This window comes from Hugenholtzia roseola DSM 9546 (assembly GCF_000422585.1).
GTDB classification, from domain to species: domain Bacteria; phylum Bacteroidota; class Bacteroidia; order Cytophagales; family Bernardetiaceae; genus Hugenholtzia; species Hugenholtzia roseola.
The window spans coordinates 37,588-54,942 of record NZ_KE383878.1; the positions used below are offsets into that span (position 1 = coordinate 37,588).

At 41.3% G+C, this 17,355-nt stretch carries 15 protein-coding genes and 1 pseudogene; 7 read left to right on the plus strand and 9 right to left on the minus strand.

Annotation, left to right across the window (positions count from 1 at the left end; translation table 11 throughout):
- Nucleotides 1–562 precede the first annotated feature (562 nt).
- From G500_RS0108440 to G500_RS0108455, 3 genes are all read right to left on the minus strand, one after another.
- On the minus strand, nt 563–4,465 hold the full coding sequence (locus tag G500_RS0108440; RefSeq protein ID WP_027002229.1) for a response regulator: 3,903 nt from the start codon (nt 4,463–4,465) through the stop codon (nt 563–565).
- 210 nt (nt 4,466–4,675) lie between these two features.
- The gene (locus tag G500_RS0108450) at nt 4,676–5,278 is read right to left on the minus strand and encodes a hypothetical protein (protein ID WP_027002230.1); all 603 of its coding nucleotides are present in this window, start codon (nt 5,276–5,278) and stop codon (nt 4,676–4,678) included.
- A 66-nt stretch (nt 5,279–5,344) separates the two neighbouring features.
- Nucleotides 5,345–5,941: a hypothetical protein gene (locus tag G500_RS0108455; RefSeq protein WP_027002231.1), complete on the minus strand. Its 597-nt coding sequence runs from the start codon at nt 5,939–5,941 to the stop codon at nt 5,345–5,347.
- Between the two features lie 147 nt (nt 5,942–6,088).
- On the opposite strand from G500_RS0108455, the gene dapB reads away from it, so the two are divergent.
- The gene (dapB, locus tag G500_RS0108465; protein WP_027002232.1) at nt 6,089–6,826 is read left to right on the plus strand and encodes a 4-hydroxy-tetrahydrodipicolinate reductase; all 738 of its coding nucleotides are present in this window, start codon (nt 6,089–6,091) and stop codon (nt 6,824–6,826) included.
- Between the two features lie 32 nt (nt 6,827–6,858).
- Here dapB and rnpA read toward each other — a convergent pair whose 3' ends face one another.
- Both rnpA and rpmH read right to left on the minus strand, forming a co-directional pair.
- Entirely contained in the window at nt 6,859–7,245 is a 387-nt protein-coding gene (gene rnpA / locus G500_RS0108470; RefSeq protein ID WP_027002233.1) for a ribonuclease P protein component, read from the minus strand.
- A 20-nt stretch (nt 7,246–7,265) separates the two neighbouring features.
- A complete protein-coding gene (rpmH, locus tag G500_RS25485) occupies nt 7,266–7,421 on the minus strand; it encodes a 50S ribosomal protein L34 (RefSeq protein WP_086047860.1) in 156 nt (51 codons plus the stop codon).
- 171 nt (nt 7,422–7,592) lie between these two features.
- Here rpmH and G500_RS0108480 point away from each other — a divergent pair, with 171 nt between their 5' ends.
- Nucleotides 7,593–8,258, plus strand: a complete 666-nt coding sequence (locus G500_RS0108480) for a hypothetical protein (protein WP_027002235.1) — start codon at nt 7,593–7,595, stop codon at nt 8,256–8,258.
- Nucleotides 8,259–8,269: 11 nt separating this feature from the next.
- Here G500_RS0108480 and G500_RS0108485 read toward each other — a convergent pair whose 3' ends face one another.
- Together G500_RS0108485 and G500_RS0108490 are read right to left on the minus strand one after the other, a co-directional pair.
- Entirely contained in the window at nt 8,270–9,379 is a 1,110-nt protein-coding gene (locus tag G500_RS0108485; RefSeq protein WP_027002236.1) for a DNA polymerase III subunit, read from the minus strand.
- Between the two features lie 75 nt (nt 9,380–9,454).
- Nucleotides 9,455–10,378: an NAD-dependent epimerase/dehydratase family protein gene (locus G500_RS0108490; protein ID WP_051203387.1), complete on the minus strand. Its 924-nt coding sequence runs from the start codon at nt 10,376–10,378 to the stop codon at nt 9,455–9,457.
- Nucleotides 10,379–10,494: 116 nt separating this feature from the next.
- Here G500_RS0108490 and G500_RS0108495 point away from each other — a divergent pair, with 116 nt between their 5' ends.
- The 4 genes from G500_RS0108495 to G500_RS0108510 all read left to right on the plus strand — a co-directional run bounded on the left by G500_RS0108495 (nt 10,495) and on the right by G500_RS0108510 (nt 14,007).
- Nucleotides 10,495–10,944: a hypothetical protein gene (locus tag G500_RS0108495; protein ID WP_035756944.1), complete on the plus strand. Its 450-nt coding sequence runs from the start codon at nt 10,495–10,497 to the stop codon at nt 10,942–10,944.
- A gap of 22 nt (nt 10,945–10,966) precedes the next feature.
- The gene (locus G500_RS0108500; protein ID WP_425402040.1) at nt 10,967–12,400 is read left to right on the plus strand and encodes an ABC1 kinase family protein; all 1,434 of its coding nucleotides are present in this window, start codon (nt 10,967–10,969) and stop codon (nt 12,398–12,400) included.
- Between the two features lie 232 nt (nt 12,401–12,632).
- Nucleotides 12,633–13,265, plus strand: a complete 633-nt coding sequence (locus G500_RS0108505) for a Crp/Fnr family transcriptional regulator (protein ID WP_027002240.1) — start codon at nt 12,633–12,635, stop codon at nt 13,263–13,265.
- Nucleotides 13,266–13,338: 73 nt separating this feature from the next.
- Nucleotides 13,339–14,007: a hypothetical protein gene (locus G500_RS0108510; protein ID WP_027002241.1), complete on the plus strand. Its 669-nt coding sequence runs from the start codon at nt 13,339–13,341 to the stop codon at nt 14,005–14,007.
- On the opposite strand, the gene G500_RS0108515 is transcribed toward G500_RS0108510, so the two are convergent.
- Complete coding sequence (locus G500_RS0108515; RefSeq protein ID WP_027002242.1) at nt 14,004–16,040, minus strand: N-6 DNA methylase; 2,037 nt, start codon at nt 16,038–16,040, stop codon at nt 14,004–14,006. The genes G500_RS0108510 and G500_RS0108515 overlap by 4 nt on opposite strands.
- Before the next feature lie 148 nt (nt 16,041–16,188).
- Here G500_RS0108515 and G500_RS25490 point away from each other — a divergent pair.
- A pseudogene (locus G500_RS25490) lies at nt 16,189–16,368 on the plus strand (helix-turn-helix domain-containing protein); the annotation flags it as partial.
- A 222-nt stretch (nt 16,369–16,590) separates the two neighbouring features.
- On the opposite strand, the gene G500_RS0108525 reads toward G500_RS25490, so the two are convergent.
- Nucleotides 16,591–17,031, minus strand: a complete 441-nt coding sequence (locus tag G500_RS0108525; protein WP_035756950.1) for a DUF7832 domain-containing protein — start codon at nt 17,029–17,031, stop codon at nt 16,591–16,593.
- Between the last annotated feature and the right edge of the window lie 324 nt (nt 17,032–17,355).

The following is a 17,355-nucleotide window of genomic DNA, read 5'->3' on the forward strand; positions in this document are numbered from 1 at the left end:
TTTTAAAGTGGTTAAAGGTGGATTTTTAAATCTTTGAAGTTTCTACAAGTGCAGTTAGGGCTTCGAACCCTAAGCATGGGCAAATGTATGAAAAAAAAGATTAAAAAAAACAAATCGTTGCTTTTTTGTGAAGTCGGCGTGTTTAAATTTTGGTTTCCTACCAAAGTAGGCTATTATATTCCCTTTTTCGCCTTTTTAGCAAAGAAAATAAGATAGTAGGCGTGCTGATATTCCTAAAATGCTGATTCTTAGCCACTTTTTCAAATTCGATTTTAGCTTCTTAAAATTGTAATTATCCTAATATAAAGAAAAAAAAGTTTTCTTTCAAACCTAATCACCTCGAAGATTGTTTGACAAAACCCTTAATTTAGAATCATTCTAAACAAAAAGAAGGCAATTTCCCCCTTTTTCACCCTTTTTCATACAAATTCTTACATGGCAAAATTTAGCTTTTTTGAAGCCTTTGCAAAAAAATATAGGGCAGCCTTTTGAGTGCTGCCCTATGTTTCTATGTGTTTTTCTGTGTTTTTCTATCCATTTATCGGGTAGTGCGGTGCGCTACCTAACGCAACTTTTTCGCTTTCTGCAATCTTTCAAGTTGCTCTCGTACCAATTTAAGCAAAAGATTGTAGTCGATGGGCTTGGTCATGTAATCATCTGCCCCTGCCTCTATGCACTTATCGCGGTCTTCCTTCAAAGCCTTTGCAGTAACGGCAATGATGGGAATGTGCTTGATGCGCTCATCTTTGCGAATGTTTTTAATGGTTTCATAGCCGTCCATGATGGGCATCATGATGTCCATCAAAATAAGGTCTATTTCTTCCTCCTCCAAAACATTGAGGGCTTCCTGTCCATTGAGGGCTTCAAAAATCTCGGCTTCGTGATTTTCCAAAGCCGACGTAATGACAAAGACATTTCTAATATCATCATCTACAATCAAGATACGCTTGCCAGATAGCATATTAGACGATTCCGATTCATTGACTAAGAGTTTCTCCAACTTTTCATTCACTACCTGAATGGGCTGAATATCAGGCGCGTTTTGGGTAGAAGGGTCGGGCGGCAGCGGCAGCGGTTCAGGCTCTACCACGACAGGTTTGGGTTTGAAAAGCGGCTTTTTGTTCGATTTAATCGGCGTTTCTTTCGAAACCTGATGCAAAAACATCTTGGTTTTATCTAAAAGCTGATTATGCGATTGTGGATTTTTGATGATAATACTCACCGAATAGAGCCTCAATTCGCTGGTTTCTTCGGGTGTGAGGTCTTTGCTGGTGTAAATGATAACGGGGATATTCATGCGCTGCTCGCGAATGTAGCGGCTAAGTGCCATGCCACTGCCTTTTTCCAAGTTTAGGTCGGCAATGACGGCATCATAAGCACCCTTTGAAAGTTCCTCTTTGGCGGCATCTTCGGTAGTAACGGCTTTACAACTTACTGCCTCTTTATTGAACATTTCCAATAAGAAACCCTGTTGGATAGGGTCGTCTTCTACCAAAAGCATCTGTTTTTCTTGTTTGCTCGAAATACCTGCCAAGCGCACTACTTCCTCGCGCACCTGCCAAGCCTCGATGGGCTTTTGTAGGTAGCCGATTGCGCCTTTTTCAAAGAGTTCTAAGTTTTTGTCGCGTGCCGAAACAATGCTAATTGGAATGGCGCGAAGTTCGTCTTTTTGTTTGATAAGTTCTAAAAGTTCGCTACCATTCATATCAGGCAAGCCCAAATCCAACAAAATGCCAACAGGCACAATTTGCTCCAAATCGCTCAAAGCCTCCTTTGCGGAAGTGGCAATGAGGGCTTTCATGCCTGCCCCACGACTAATTTCAGCCAAGCTATTGGCATAGTCGATGTTGTCTTCCACAATCAAAATAACTTTGTCGTCTTCGGTAATGGTTTCGCGGTCGTCGTCTATCGAGAGTTTGACCACTCCTCGATACATAGGCATCTGACGCGGCGCATTTTCGGCTACTTCGGTAGCAGCCTGCATAGTCAGATTTTTAGGTTCGTAATTGACCTCTATTTGGCGGTCGCGAATGGAAGAGTTGCGAATTTCGTTGCGCAAAGGCAATAAGATATAAAACTCGCTGCCTTCGTTTTCCTTGCTCTCCAAATGCAATTCACCACCCAGCATCATCGTAAGCTCACGCGCGATAGAAAGCCCCAAGCCTGTGCCTCCAAATTCACGCGAAACCGAACCATCTACTTGCTGGAAGGCTTCAAAAATAATCTTTTGCTTGTCTTTCGGAATCCCGATACCTGTATCTTTTACGCCTATGCGAATTGGGTGTTTGGCTTTGGTTTTGGCATCAGGATTGTGCGAAATGCGTAGCGTAACGCTGCCTTCGCGCGTAAATTTGAAGGCATTGGAAAGGAAATTTTTAAGCACCTGCGCCAATTTGTCCCTGTCATTGACTAATTCGGATTGAAGTTCATCGACGATATGAAACTGCAAACCCTTCTGTTTGGCAATCTCATCAAAAAGGGCTTTGAGTTGGGCGGTTAGCTCTTCGGTCTGGAAGTGGAAAATATTGACCACCATGCGCCCTGCCTCTATCTTGGAAATGTCTAAGATGTCATTGATAAGATTTAATAAATCATTACCCGATTGATAAATTACCTGACATTTCTGAACTTCGCGGTCTGAAAGGGTCTTGGTAGAATTGCGGCGAAGCATATCCGAAAGCAAGATGATAGAATTAAGAGGCGTGCGCAATTCGTGCGACATATTTGCCAAAAATTCCGACTTGTATTTGCTCGAACGCTGCAACTCTTCGGCTTTGGTTTCAAGCTCTTTTTGTGCATCTACCAAGAGTTCATTTCTAAATTCGAGTTCGCTTCTTTGGCGTTCGAGTTGCTCTTGCTGCTGTTGCAATTCCTCATTGGTTTGCTGCAATTCTTCGGCTTGCTGCTGCATTTCTTCATTTTGTTGCTGCAATTCTTCCGACTGCTGCTGCACGCGCATTTGTTCGGCTTTGAGTTGGAGATTGGCTTGTTCTACGCGCTTTGCCTGCTCTTCGGCTTCTTTGCGTGCCGATTCTGCCATCTCAAATAGAAGTTTCATCTTCGACTCCTGCAAGGCAGAATAAAGGTGCGAAGCCATAGTCTCGGTTGCATCTTCCAAAAAAGTGCGCTGCAAGGCAGTGAAAGGCTCGAAGGCGGCAAGTTCTATCACCCCACAGAGTTCATTTTCATAAACCAAAGGAAAGGCAAGAACCTGTGTAGGTTTGCGCTCCACCGTACCCGAAGTAATGCGCATTTCCGTTTCGTTTTGGGCATTTTTGAGCAAAATAGGCTTGCGCTCGTGTGCCACTTGCCCCACGATACCCTCTTTGATACCAAAAGAAGTGCGCAAAGAATCGCGCTCTACAAAGGCATAAGAGCTGGTCAGGTGCAAACGCCTTGTTTCGTCGTAATAGACATAGAGAACGCCACAGCCCACTTCCAAAAATTCGCCTAAAAAGGAGATAATGCGCTCGGAGAGTTCTTCGGTGCTATAATGCCCCGAAAGCAGGACGTTGAGGCGTGTGAGTCCGTCTTTGAGATAATTTTGGTCGCGCAAATTGCTCGTCATGCGCGTCAGGGCGATAGCCAACTGGTCTTTTTCACTGCGGGGTGTGATATTGGTAGAAAAATCGCCTTGTGAAATCGCATTGGCTTGGCTTACAATTTGGTCGAGGCTTCGAACAATCTGATTAAAACTTTGTGAAAGTTTGCCAATTTCGTCGTTTCTATGCCCTTTGATATGCACGTTTAAGTCGCCCAAAGCAACGGCAGCAGCACTTTTTTCCAATTCCTCGATGGGTTTGCTTACGTAACCTTTGATAACAAACCACATCACAAAAATTACCAAAATGGTAATCGCTGCCAAAGAGAGCAAAGTCATATAGGCTTCGCGTACAGTAGCCTGATTTTGCGCTTGGCTTTGTTCGGCTACTTCTTCTTTCTTTTTGATAAGGTCGTCAATCGCATTTTTTAGCTCATCAGAAGAGGCTTGTAAATCGCCATAAAGGGCTTTGGTAAGGGCGGCTTCCGATTCAACGCTATTGTTGTCTATGCTCAAAACCTCACCTCTTTTTTTGCGAAACGTGTTAAGAGCCTTGCTATATCGCTCGAAAAGTTCGCGCTCCTCGTCGGTTTCGAGTTTGGAATCTAATTCTCTGCTCCACGTATCGATTTGCTTTTCTAAAAAGAAAATCTCCTCGCGAAAAAGGGAACGCTGATTTGCCTGCGGCGCAAAAATGGCATCGCGCGTGCGTGTGAGCGTGAGCGGATACGCCTCTGCAATATGCGTCAGGAGTTTGAGTCCTGCAAATTGCTTATTGGCAACCTGCTCGGCACGGTTTCGCAGCCGCTCAACGTCGGAAAGAGCTACATAGCTCATCGCTACCACCATTGCCACGATAAAAAAGTAGCTAAACGAAAGTTTAGCATTGATATTTAGATTGCTAAACCACTTAAAGAGATTCATATTTAGTTATGTTGATGAGCTATTGATTCTGAAAAGCCGTCAGCGGCTCTTTTCGGTTGCACCAAGATACGGGCTTTTTTGTCTTTCTTTTGCAAAGAAAAACAAATACCCTGCAATTCGGACATAGAAAGCCGATTTTTCGATAAAAATACGAAAACTTTGCCGCCAAACAAGCCACAAGGCAGATAGAAATATTGCGCCACCTTGCCCTTATTGAGGCTCTGCCAATTCCACGACCTCACAGTTGCGCGTAGAATGACGTACCCAAACGGTATCGCCCTTGTCTATTCGCTCGTAAAAGTACAAACTTACCTCCATATTTTGAGAAGTGGGCGCGTCATTTTTTGCTTCCGTACAAAAATATGCAAGCGATAAATTGTACCTTGCCCCTCTTTCTTTGTACGTATTTTTGCCCACCACAACGGCAGGCGATATTTTGCCATAATTTTCCAACTCATAACGCGCATAAAAATCGCTGCTGCTAATCAGAATAAAGCCCGACCCAAAGAAAAGCGGAAAAGAGGCGAGCAAATTGCCGAAAAATAACTGCCCCTGCGCTCCCTGCTTGCGCCAAGTAGGGTCTTCTTTGCGCTTCTGAAAGCGCGTGTATTCTTCGTCTAAGTTGGGAAATTTGAATAGTTTGAGAAAGTAGTAATAACTTTTAAAAGTGCTAAGTATCATCACCAAAAAGATGAACAAGAAAGCAATAGTGTAGGAATAATAACCCACGACTACAATCATAAAAGCCCAAAAAAGAGCCTGCAAGGATAAAAGAATTGTCGAATTTGCCAAGCCCGCCCAAATTGCTTTCATAGAATTTTATTAAAAATTTATTTCAAAGTTTTATGAAAATTTCGTAAAAATTGTTTTCGGAAAAGTCTAATACGCAAGTTCCAAAACATCACAGTTGCGCGTAGAATGGCGAATCAGAAGGGTGTCGCCCTTTTCTACCTCCTCATAAAATGCCGAACTGATGTCTAATTTTTCCAAAGTTGGCGTAGCATCTTTTTCGTCGGAACAGAAAAATTCGAGGTCTAATTGATACTTAACGCCCCTGCTTTCGTAGGTTCGCTTTTCTACCACCACCGCAGGCGAAATCTTGGCATGCGCACTCAATTCATAGCTTTCATAGAGAAATCCGCTGCTGAATATAATAAAAGCCGACCCAAAAAAAAGCGGAAAAAAGGCAACAAGAGAACCCAACGTCAAATCTGTCTGCACGCCCTCCATGCGCCAAGTCGAGTCTTTGTTCCGATTTCTGAAACGTCTGTATTCTTCGTCTGCATTGGGAAGCTTTAATAGTTTGAGAAAATAACCGAAACTTTTTAGATAACTAAATAGCATAACAGGAATCAGGCTAAAAAAGGCAACAAGAGGATTGTAAAACCCAAAAACGATTATCAGAATTGCCCAAAAAGCTACCTGTGCTGTCAATAGTGCAATAGAATTTGCCACACCTGCCAAAATTGCTTTCATATCGCTACAAAAAGAATGAAGTGAAAAAGAAAAGGGTGAAAAAGAAAAAGCCAGAAAGTCTTACCTTTGTAACCCTGATGACAAGATAGCCAAAAATTGGCATCAAGACTCTTTTTTTTAAGATTTTTTCAGAAAAAAAACGCATTTATGACTTCTTCTCCGCCAGCACTTGCCCTTGTTTTGATAGGATATGGAAAAATGGGGCAAATTATAGAAAAAATTGCACAAGAGCGCGGTCATCATATCGCCGCTGTGGTGCAAAAGACCGACACGCCCGAAGTGGCAGCGCAAAAAATTCGCTTAGGGCAGGTAGCGATAGAATTTACAACCCCTGAAGCTGCCGCCCAAAACGCCTATCTCTGCCTACAAAATCGCCTGCCCTTAGTGAGCGGCACAACAGGTTGGCTCGATGCCAAAGCCGCCTTCGAGCGCGACTGTTTGGCAGAAGGTGGCTCTTTCTTTTGGGCTTCCAATTTTTCTATCGGCGTGCATCTTTTTTTCAAGATGAGCCGCCTGATGAGCCAATTAGCTGCGCCACAGGCATATCAGCCACACATTACCGAAATCCATCATACCCAAAAAAAGGACGCACCCAGCGGTACAGCCATCACCTTAGCCGAACAAGTGCTGCCTCACTTTCAGAAACTACAACAATGGACGCTAAACCAAGGACAAGACCTTGCACCAGCGACGCTACCCATTGAAGCCCTACGCGAGGAAGGCGTTGTCGGCACGCATACGCTCTTTTTAGAAGGCGAATATGACCAAATTTCGCTCACACACAAGGCACATTCGCGGCAGGGCTTTGCCTTAGGTGCAGTAGTGGCTGCCGAATTTTTGTACGGTAAAAAAGGCGTTTTTGGCATGGACGATTTGATACCCTAAATGGGCAATAGAAGGGGCTAAGTTTCTTGCTATCAAGCGGTTAGCTTTTTAAGCAAAAAGTGAATTTTCTGACTTAAAAGTGCCGTCGTGTTGTGTTCCTTTCCCACATAAATCAGGGCAAGGGCGCGAATAGGCGTAGCCGCAGGCTTCGAAAAATGCAGCCCCTTTTGTAGGCGATAGGCTTCGCGGATTTGGCGTTTGAGGCGATTGCGGTCGTGTGCCTTTTTAAAGTTTTTCTTGCCCACACTGATAAGCAAGGCAGGAAAAGTAGGTTTTGTAGGGGAAAGCAATGGCTCTTTTTCTACCAAAAAAATGAGTTTGAAAGGGTAGGAAAAAAGAGAGGAGCCTTCCTTGAAAAGCTCCTGTATAACTTTCTTGTGATAAAGTCGTTCCGATTTGGGTAATGTTTGTGAAGACATTGGCAGAAGTCGGTGCTATATTACTTGTGAGATTTTTCGTCTGAAACACTCAGTTTATAGCGACCTTTGGCACGTCTGCTTCTCAAAACATTGCGTCCTCCGGGTGTTTCCATACGACTGCGAAAGCCATGCTTATTGGCACGCTTGCGTCTTGAAGGTTGGAATGTTCTTTTCATGGCAATTTGGAATTGACGATTCTAAATTCAAACGGAGTCCGTTTTTGGATAATGAACCGCAAAGGTAAGGCTTTTTTTGCGTTTGCCAAAATTTGAGCAAAAAAAAGCATTTTCTTTTCGAAAGTTCCTTTTCCGCTGCTGTATCTTTGTTTTCTTTGCCAAAAAAATGCAATGTCGCCCCAATACCAATACTTTTTAGCCCTGCTTTATACCGACAAAGATTTTCGAGCAACCTTTTTAGAAAACCCTATCCAGACGGCTGCCGCCTATCAGGTTTCGGAACAGACCGCCACCTTTTTAGCCGCCGAATTAGCCGAAAAGATAGATTTTTTTGCCAGTTCGCTTTTGCACAAAAAGGCGGGTACGCTCAAAAAGATGTTGCCTATTGTAGAAAACGCCTTCTCTTTTTTGGAAAAAAAAGTATTTGCGACTTCGTCCGACTTTGAAAATACGATTTTTACCGCCCAAAAAAGTGCATTTTTTAGCTTTTTCGAGCTTTTCTACCACCAAAATCCGAAAGATTTTACCCAAACTTATACCGAAGAAGCCCTTGCTTTTCTTTCTTTTTTAGAAAAAAAAGCAAAGGCAGAATTTCAAAAAGTGAAAAATATTGAAAAATACAAAGATGATTTTGCCCTATTTTTAGCCTTACTTCGCTTTGAAAAACAGATAAAGAAACTACAAAATAGCGAACACCGATTTTTTGCACTGCGGATTTCGCTTTTTCCTTATTCTGTGTGGCAGTGGCGAAAAGCAAATTTGATAGAAAAAAAGCCTACTTTTTGGCTCTATTTTCGGTATAAAAGTCAAATTTGGGAGCGTTTTTTTAGCGTTTAAAAAGGCAAAACCTACCTTTTGAGCCACTTTGCCATTTGTAGGGAAAGGTCGAGAAAGAGAATCTTGACATTGGCATTGCGCTCGATGTGAAAATAGGCTTCGTCGAAGAGTTTGAGGAAGACTTCGGTATTTTGTAGGGTGAGAACTTTGGCGAAATTTTGGGCAAAGGTCTTAGTTTGCATATCCATTCGGACGGTATTATCTGCTTGCATTTGGATAGCTAAGGCATTTCGAAAGATATGAAGCCCGTAGCGAAGCAAGTTTTTTTGCTCCTCTTTGCCTAAGGCTTGGAATTTTTCGCCCCAAGCGATAAGCTCTGCGACATTATTTTTAAAACAAATTCTTAGCCATTCGCGCAACCATTCTTGCCTATTGTTGTCGTCGGAAGAAGCCAAACGCAAAGCCTCTGAAAAATTGCCTTCTGCAATGGGCGCAATTTCACGCGCTTTTTCCTGCGAAACGCCTCTGGTTACCAAAAAATGCTCTACATCGGCTTCTTGATAGGGCGGTATGCGCATGGGCTGGCAGCGCGACCAAATCGTCATCAGAATCTGCTCGGCATTTTCGCTCACCAAAAGAAAAAGCGTCTTGGCAGGCGGCTCTTCCAGTCCCTTTAAAAGGGCGTTGGCGGCAGCGGCTCGCATCATTTCGGGCAACCAAAGAATGAGAATTTTATAGCCTTTGTCGTAAGGTTTCATCGATAAAATCTTGCTAATGTAGCGGCTTTCCGAAACTGGGATATTGAGTTGTTTGTCTTCTGCGCCAAAAAAGCTACTCCAATCGTTGAGCGTACCAAAGGGCTTTTCCAAACAGAAATTGCGGAAGGGCTGCAAAAAATCTTCGCGCTCTTTTAGCTCCTTTGTAGCGGCTGTGGGGAAGATAAAATGCAAATCGGGGTGAATGAGTTTGGAAAACTTATGGCAGGAAGCACATTTACCGCAAGCGTCGTTTTCTTTTTTGTCGTAACAGTTGATAAAGGTGGCATACGCCAAAGCCAAAGAAAGCCCTGCCCCTCCGCTCTTTCCGATAAGCAACTGTGCATGGGCAACGTGATTTTGATAGTGTCCCTTGACAAGGGCATTTTTGATACCCTCCTGCCCAATGATTTCTGAAAATAGCATGGCTTTATGGTTTTAATTTTTAAATGGTGAAAAGGTCTTGAAGTTGGCTTCGCTTGTTTTAGAACACACCTGCGTTTAAAGAAATTCTAAGGGGTTTGGAAAAAGATAGTCGTAATCTAAGGCTTTTTCCAACTTTTCCCCCCTGACAACCTTATGCGGCGGTGCAGGACTTTCTACAAAAATCGGCGGCTCGAATTTGTATTTGAAAGCATTAGAAAGGTACAAACGCTTGCGCAAAGGGTGAATGGGCGCAACGACATTGAAAACCTGATTCCAAATTTGCTGCTGAAAAAGCGGATTTTCCTCCCTCATAATTTCGTAGATAATGCGAACGACATCGGCGCGATGCACGTGATTGACAGGCTGATTGCCAAAGGTAAGATTTTGCTGCCCTGCAAAATATTTGCCTGCACAGCGGTCGTAGCCCATCAGACCCGCCAAACGCAAGATGCAATAGTCAAAAATCGTCTGTGTTTTTAAAATGTTTTCTGCTGCCAAAATATGCGGCGAAGGCGAATTTTGGGCGGTAATAGGATAGCTTTCTTCTACCTCTTGGTTGCAATCGGGATAGACCGAAGTAGAACTAAGGAAGATGAGCTTGGGTTTTTGCTCTTTGTTATCTAAATTTTTATACTTTTCTGATAAAAAATCAATGACACTTTGCACTTTTTCGGAATAAGTGTCTGCTTCTTTTTGGTTGCGGCTTTTGGGCGGAAAGGCAAAACAGATAAAGGCAGTTTCGAAGAGCGAATCGAGGGTTGAGCTATCCTGACTTGCTGCATCAAGAGCAACTTCTTTTCGAGTAGAAAGGGGCAATTCGAGCAAATAGGGCTTGATGCCTTCGGCTTCGAAGGAGGCGATTTTTTCGACAGTGGTCGTCGTGGCGTTTATTTCAAAATGGTGTTCCTGCGCTAAGTAAAGTGCCAAAGGGAAGCCAAGCCAGCCTGCACCTAAGATAGTAGCACTTTTTGGCGATAATTCTATATTTTTTGAAGGCATAAGCTGTCTTTTTTAGAAAACCTTTTTAGAGAGGCGAAAAGGCTATGCAAAATAAGGATTCTTTTCCTAACTTAGACTGTTTTTCACGCCTACGGCTTATATTTCCGCTTATATTTATGGATTGGGAGAGCTATTTTTACGTTTTTTTCTTGGCTACCTTCAAGTTTATTTTAGCACCTTTGGCAGGCGCAAGCCTGAATTTGTCGATTTTGGAAACGGTTGTCGCTACAAGTGCAGGCACGACGTTTAGTGCTGCTTTTTTTAGTTGGGGCGGCAGCCCTATGCGGCTTTGGCTGCTCGATACCTTTTTTAAAAAGCGAAAAACCTTCACGCCGCGCAATCGCCGAATCGTGCGCATTTGGCGCAAATATGGTATCGTAGGGGTAGCCTTTCTCACGCCGCTACTTTTTAGCCCTATTGTAGGGACATTGATTGCCGTTTCTTTTGGCGAAAAAAAGAGTAGAATTGTGCTTTTTATGGCGTTAAGTGCGCTTTTTTGGAGTCTGATTTTTTCTTTTGTCCTGATAGAATGGGGCTATGATACGGTAAAAAGTTGGATAGCCTAAACAAAACAAAAAGGTTGAACTTTTGCAGTCTAAATCCGTTATCGAAGAGGCTACGCCCAAAAGCTATCTCACCCAAGATGCGACGTGTTTTCAAGACGCTTCCCATTCGAAACCCTCTGTCCAGATTCCGAACACTATGGAAAATAAGCCCCAAAATAGTATCCCCACAAGTAAGGTAGAACGCGCTGCCCGCTTTGCCAAAACAGGTTTGAAAGTAGGCGGCAATTATGTCAAGCACTATGCGCGAAAAATTGTAGATAAAAATCTAACCCAAGCAGATTTAGACAAGGAAAACGCCGCCGACATCTACGAAACCCTAAGCAAACTCAAAGGCAGTGCCTTGAAAGTGGCGCAGATGATGAGCATGAGCGAAGGCGTTTTGCCCAGTGCTTATAGCGAAAAGTTTAAGATGTCGCAATACTCTGCGCCGCCGCTTTCTTATCCTTTGGTAGTCAAGACCTTCAAAGAGGCTTTTGGCAAAACACCGACCGAAATTTTTGATGCTTTTAGCAAAGATGCCGTCAATGCTGCTTCTATTGGGCAGGTGCATCAAGCCGAAAAAGGAGGCAGAAAGATGGCAGTAAAAGTCCAGTATCCGGGGGTAGCAGATAGCATCGATTCCGACTTGAAGATGGTCAAGCCCTTTGCCATGCAGCTTTTGCGCCTAAGCGAAAAAGATTTGGACTTGTATATGAATGAAGTGGGCGATATGCTCAAATCGGAAACCAATTATTTAGAAGAATTGCAGCGGTCGGAAAAAATTACACAAGCCTGCGCCGACATCAAAGGTGCGTTTTTTCCTACTTACTACAAAGAATATTCCGCTGAAAGAGTCCTGACAATGGATTGGCTCGAAGGCGTGCATTTAGACGCTTTTTTGGCAAGCAATCCTTCCCAAGAAATTCGCAACCAAGTAGGGCAGACGCTATGGGATTTTTACGATAAGCAAATGCACGAGCTACAAGAAGTCCATGCCGACCCGCACCCTGGCAATTTCTTATTCACGCCCGAAGGAAAAGTAGGTATTATAGATTTTGGCTGCGTCAAAAAAATTCCTGCCGACTACTATCCCAAGCACTTTAAGGTAATGGATAGGGACAATTTGGTAGAAGAAAGCAAAGCCGAAACGCTCTTCGAAGAGTTGGGCTTTTTGCTGCCCAGCGATACGCCCGAAGAGCGCAAGTTTTTTGTAGCGGTCTTTCGCGAACTGCTTTTGCTCACCACAACGCCTTTTGAAGGCGACACCTTCGATTTTGGCGATGATGCTTATTTTGATAAACTCAACGAATTTGGCGAGCGGCTTTCCAAAATGGACGAACTACGCAATTCCAAACAGGCACGCGGCTCACAACACGCCCTTTATCTGAACCGAACTTATTTTGGCTTGTATTTTATTTTACACGAGCTAAAATCGGTAGTATCGGTGCGCTCGATTTGGTTTGAAAAGAAAAAATAGCCGCCTAAACTGTTGGCTACCTTATTTTCTTTTTCTTGTCTTAGTAAAAATCTTATCAAAAAATCACAGACCTATCGCCCAAAAATTCCTTTCTGGAAAAATGGGGGATAGGATTTGTTTTATTTTTCGGTCAGAAAACGTAGATTGCAGTTTCCAAAAACATTTTAGTAGGAAAACAAAACAAGTTTTTCAAGCAAATTTGACTAATCCCGACAAACTTCGCCCCCCTTTTATGAGTACCAATAGAAATCCGATTCAGTTTTTTGCTGATGCGCAACTAAAACAAGAGTTTGAAAAAAATGCAGTCTTGCAGACGGTAAAAGCAGGCACGGTTTTGATGGAGGCAGGACGCTATATCAAGATGATGCCCATTCTGACCAAAGGCTGTATCCGCGTTTTGCGCCAAAGCGAAGATGGCAAAGAAACCTTTTTGTACCACCTGATGCCGGGCGAAACCTGCGCCCTTTCGCTTACCTGCTGCTCTACCCAACGCCCCAGCGAGGTCAAGACCATTGCCGAGGAGGATACCGAATTTTGGGCAATTCCGATTCAGTACATCGAGGAGTGGCAAAAATACAAGGAGTGGCGCGAATTTATTGGCACAACTTATCAAAATCGCTTCAATCGCCTTTTAGAAGTCATCGACCAAATTGCCTTTGAAAACTTAGACAAACGCCTTTGGAAGTACCTCAAAGCGCGTGCTTTGGCACAAAAGACGCAAATTTTGCAGGTCAGCCATGAAGAAATTGCACAAGAATTAAACATTCAACGCGAATCGGCTACGCGCCTTATCAAAAAGCTCAAAGAAATGGGCTACATAGAAACAGGGCGCAACCAAATCAAAATCTTGAAAAGGGTGGTGTAGTTTTTTAATATTTTGATAAGTTTTATCAAATACATGAAACATGTCTAACTTTTTTTAACACAAAAAATTATCAATGGAAAAACAACTAAATAGACTGCAAGAATATGCAAAACTTGAATACCAAGTCAATGTCGAGCAAGTGCGGACAATGATTAAAGATATTTCAAGTGTTTTTAGTGAACTGTGTGTAGATTTTGGCTATGATAAACGCCAAATATTAAGAATTACTACAAAATTACGAGATGCAGGCAGACGCTCTCCCCCTTGGAAACCAACATCAAGCAGGGTGCCAGGCAGACCGCAAGATGGGAACGATGGCAATCGTATAAGCAGGTGGTTATTGCCAACAGACCACAAATTTTATGCAGACGAAATAACAGCAACATTAGTAGAAATAAAATACTTTTTGCAGTTGTTAAGTATGGATAACGCACCATTACTACCCGAAAACACTATACAAAATTCATTTAATTGGTTAATTGAACACGAGGTAAAGCCTAATTTTTATCTTGACCCTATACAACTGTTGCCTATTTCTTTGAAAGAAGTAGTTGATGATGCCAAAATAATACAATCAGGACATTTACACCCTTTGGACAGGGACGGTAAACACGAGCCTAAAAATGCTTTTTTGATGTTACATAGAAGCAACCAATTACAAGGAAATTTAACCTTAGAAGAGTTGGTTGCTTTAATGGAAGAAATAACCAAAAGACACGCAGAAAAACGCAAAATTAGTTAAGTAAAATGTTTTTCAAATAGTAAATTTAGTTCCGATAATCCCGTTTGTGTATTTAAAATAGCCTCATTTCGTGCCTTTTCAGCAAGTTCTATTTGAGCAATAATAGATTGAATTTCGGTTTTGTTATTGGGTATAGGAATTTCTATTTTTCCAATAAAATTAGGCTCTATTTCGTCAATAACAGAACCGAAAATTCCTTTACCCAAAATTTCTTTACAATAATTTGAACGTAGAAACCCTAACAAATAATACGGATTGATAAGCTCTGTTTTGGGTATTATTCTAATAATGTGTTCAGACATTGCCATTCCTTCCCAAGCCTCTGGTACAATGGAAACAATGCCCGTTGAGCCACTACGAGTTATCAAAATCCAATCTTTTCTTACCGTTAAGTCTTTTATATTTGGGTTATCTGGGCTTAACCATTTGCCTGTTTCTGAAATTAATTGTAAAATATCAGAACCACCAAAAAAGGGTATTGCACCTTTAAAGTAATCTACATAGTTTCGTTTAAAGCGAGTGGGAAAAAATATATTTTCTGTAACGTCTTCAATTTTTACAAAATTCCATTTTTCATTAACAACAATTTTGCTGTTAAATTTACTTGGCTTGTAAAATTGGGCATTTAATTGTAGTAAGTCATTTTTTATAATTCTTTTTGAAGAAATAACGTATGAATTTTCATATTTTTCAGTTGGATTTTCGCCACTTTTGTAAAGTTCAAAAGCCTTTTGCAATTCTGGAAAATCTGTTAAAACTTCATTTGAATTTTTACCATTTGGCAATTTTTTATAAACAGTTTTACCTCGTCTATCGTGTCCAATATACTTAGGAATTGCCATAAAAACAGGGTAATCTTCTATATTTTCTATATTTTCCAAAACTTCTTTTCTACGTTGTGCAAGCAACAAGCAGGTTTTTGTGCCTGTGTGTGGCTGGAAAGTTTCGCTTGGCAAATCTATAACTGCCTGAATAATCGTATTTTTTAACAACCAATTTCTAATAAATGCAGTTTGGGGTCCCGAAAGTATTTGATAAGGTAAAATAATTGCCAAACGACCTTCACCTTTTTTTAATAACTTTACATTTTGTTCAACAAATAGTGTATCAGGAGAACGAAAACTAAGTTTTTCATTAAACAAGAAATCATTTTTTGAATGACTTTTTGCTAATTCAAAATTTTTTAAAACTTTATAATCTTTAATCGTGATTTTAGTGCCAAAGGGCGGGTTTGATGCGACGCACAAATGTTTATCAAAACCAATACCTAATAAATTTTCATTGTTGAAATTTAACGAGTCACCATTTAATACAAAAGGCAAATCGTTTTTACCTAATCGAGCAGTTAGAGTAGCATTAGCCACCGCACAAACTTCTTTATCTATTTCTTGTCCTTTTAAACTATTTTTTGCAAGTTTGACCAACTCTAATTCTACATTTTCTATATTTTGCTTTTCTAAAATTTCTCTAATGTGGTTTAATCCTGATAGTAAAAAACCACCTGTACCAGCACAAATATCTACTAAATCATCACCATTTAAAGGGTTGAAATTTAAAAGGTACATAGCCAGTTTTGTAACTAAACTATCTGTAAAAAATTGCCCGCCTATTTGTTTTGCCCATTGCCCACGAATAATCTCTACCGTATCACCAAATACATCTCTTTTGGTATCTGAAACTTTGATGTAGTTGAGTTGCGAACAAGTGTAAGCCAAATCAAAATTATTTAACTTTATTTCATCTGAAAGTTCGTAGAAATTCCAAGCAGAGTTCATAGACGCAAATTTTTTGCGTAGGTTCTCTGCAAAAATATCAGCACAATTATTGGCGTTTTCTCTCAAATCCTTTATATTTTTTGGGCTAAATTCAAAGGCAGCCCCATTTTTTGCTTGCTCTTCCAAATACATAGCGGTATGCAAAATCTTACCCACTTCAATACTAATTCCTTGCGGGGTACGAGTTTCTGAATTACCGTATAAATGATTGTATATATTGTTGATTGCGCTCTGCAAGTCTGTCGTCTTCATTTCCATGTGTAGGGCTATTTGTTCATCTCACAAATGTAAGCAATAAAAAACAATGCAGAAAATGCTACTCACTCTTTTTGGGAAGTATTGATAAAAGGCAAGTTCTTTTCTAAATGTACTTATCGTATAGTCATCGACCAAACGCCTTTGGAAGTACCTCAAAGCGCGTGCTTTGGCACAAAAGACGCAAGTTTTGCAGGTCAGCCATGAAGAAATTGCACAAGAATTAAACATTCAACGCGAATCGGCTACGCACCTTATCAAAAAGCTCAAAGAAATGGGCTACATAGAAACAGGGCGCAACCAAATCAAAATCTTGAAAAGGGTGGTGTAGTTTTGGATACAAACCCCAAGCCTCGATAATTTAAGTTCTGCGAAAAACCTTGTTTTGTCAAATGACAGGCGAAATAAAATTTGGACTAAAACCCATTTTTGGGTCTGAAAAACCCTTTTTATTTCAATCTTAATAGCGAACAAGGCAATGCCTTGTCCCTACACTCGAACCTAATTTTTAGAATTTAACATCACTGCCCCAAGCCTCTTTTTTAGAAGCCACTTAGGAACGATTTTTCTGACGATTTTCTTCTCTCCACTCGCGATATTTTTCGGAAAGGTGCGCCTTTACCTTTTCGTAATGCTCCCAAGTGTCCTCTATGTGGTAAATGGTGGAGGCTTTGGGGTATAACTTGTGATAATCTTTGAGATAAAAACCCGTCAGATAATAGCTTTCGGCAAAAGAGCGTCCGTCGCGATTGAGCATCTCGTCGGTGATATAGCCGTCCCAAAGTGCGCTAATAACGGTGCAGGAAACCTCTCTATTTTTAAAGTGCCTGATTTTGAGCATAAAATCTTCCTCGAAGGCATCGCTGATGAGGTTTTCTTCAATAGCCCAACCCAAGAAAACGCCAATGTGTAGATAGGCAGCCTCGATGGGCAAGGCGGTAGGATAGTGTGCCGCTTCAAAGTGTTGGCGGGCAACATCGTAAATAGTAGGCATTTGCTTCAAATTTTAGAAAAAGGGGATAACAAGTCGTTCAAAAGTTTGAAAACAAAATAAAGTTTGGCTCAAACGCAAAGGGGCTTGAAAGCTCTTGGGTTTGTTTTGCCACTTTATTTCTATCTCAATTTCTATATTTTGGGGTAGGATAGAATTTTTAGCGTTTATATCAGATTTATTTGGTGTTTATTTGGCGTTTATTTTTTGGGTCTTGGGTTTGAAGTAACATTTATAGGCTCTTTTTGAAGATAGGCTAAGGAAAGACAAGAAAGGATTGCAGCAAAAACGCATTTTTCAGACCCAAATTATAGAAATTTTAAGAAA

Coding starts and splice junctions, on each gene's coding strand:
- G500_RS0108440 (WP_027002229.1), bottom strand. CDS start 4,465: ATGAATCTCTTTAAGTGGTTTAGCAATCTAAATATCAATGCTAAACTT.
- G500_RS0108450 (WP_027002230.1), bottom strand. CDS start 5,278: ATGAAAGCAATTTGGGCGGGCTTGGCAAATTCGACAATTCTTTTATCC.
- G500_RS0108455 (WP_027002231.1), bottom strand. CDS start 5,941: ATGAAAGCAATTTTGGCAGGTGTGGCAAATTCTATTGCACTATTGACA.
- dapB (WP_027002232.1), top strand. CDS start 6,089: ATGACTTCTTCTCCGCCAGCACTTGCCCTTGTTTTGATAGGATATGGA.
- rnpA (WP_027002233.1), bottom strand. CDS start 7,245: ATGTCTTCACAAACATTACCCAAATCGGAACGACTTTATCACAAGAAA.
- rpmH (WP_086047860.1), bottom strand. CDS start 7,421: ATGAAAAGAACATTCCAACCTTCAAGACGCAAGCGTGCCAATAAGCAT.
- G500_RS0108480 (WP_027002235.1), top strand. CDS start 7,593: ATGTCGCCCCAATACCAATACTTTTTAGCCCTGCTTTATACCGACAAA.
- G500_RS0108485 (WP_027002236.1), bottom strand. CDS start 9,379: ATGCTATTTTCAGAAATCATTGGGCAGGAGGGTATCAAAAATGCCCTT.
- G500_RS0108490 (WP_051203387.1), bottom strand. CDS start 10,378: ATGCCTTCAAAAAATATAGAATTATCGCCAAAAAGTGCTACTATCTTA.
- G500_RS0108495 (WP_035756944.1), top strand. CDS start 10,495: ATGGATTGGGAGAGCTATTTTTACGTTTTTTTCTTGGCTACCTTCAAG.
- G500_RS0108505 (WP_027002240.1), top strand. CDS start 12,633: ATGAGTACCAATAGAAATCCGATTCAGTTTTTTGCTGATGCGCAACTA.
- G500_RS0108510 (WP_027002241.1), top strand. CDS start 13,339: ATGGAAAAACAACTAAATAGACTGCAAGAATATGCAAAACTTGAATAC.
- G500_RS0108515 (WP_027002242.1), bottom strand. CDS start 16,040: ATGGAAATGAAGACGACAGACTTGCAGAGCGCAATCAACAATATATAC.
- G500_RS0108525 (WP_035756950.1), bottom strand. CDS start 17,031: ATGCCTACTATTTACGATGTTGCCCGCCAACACTTTGAAGCGGCACAC.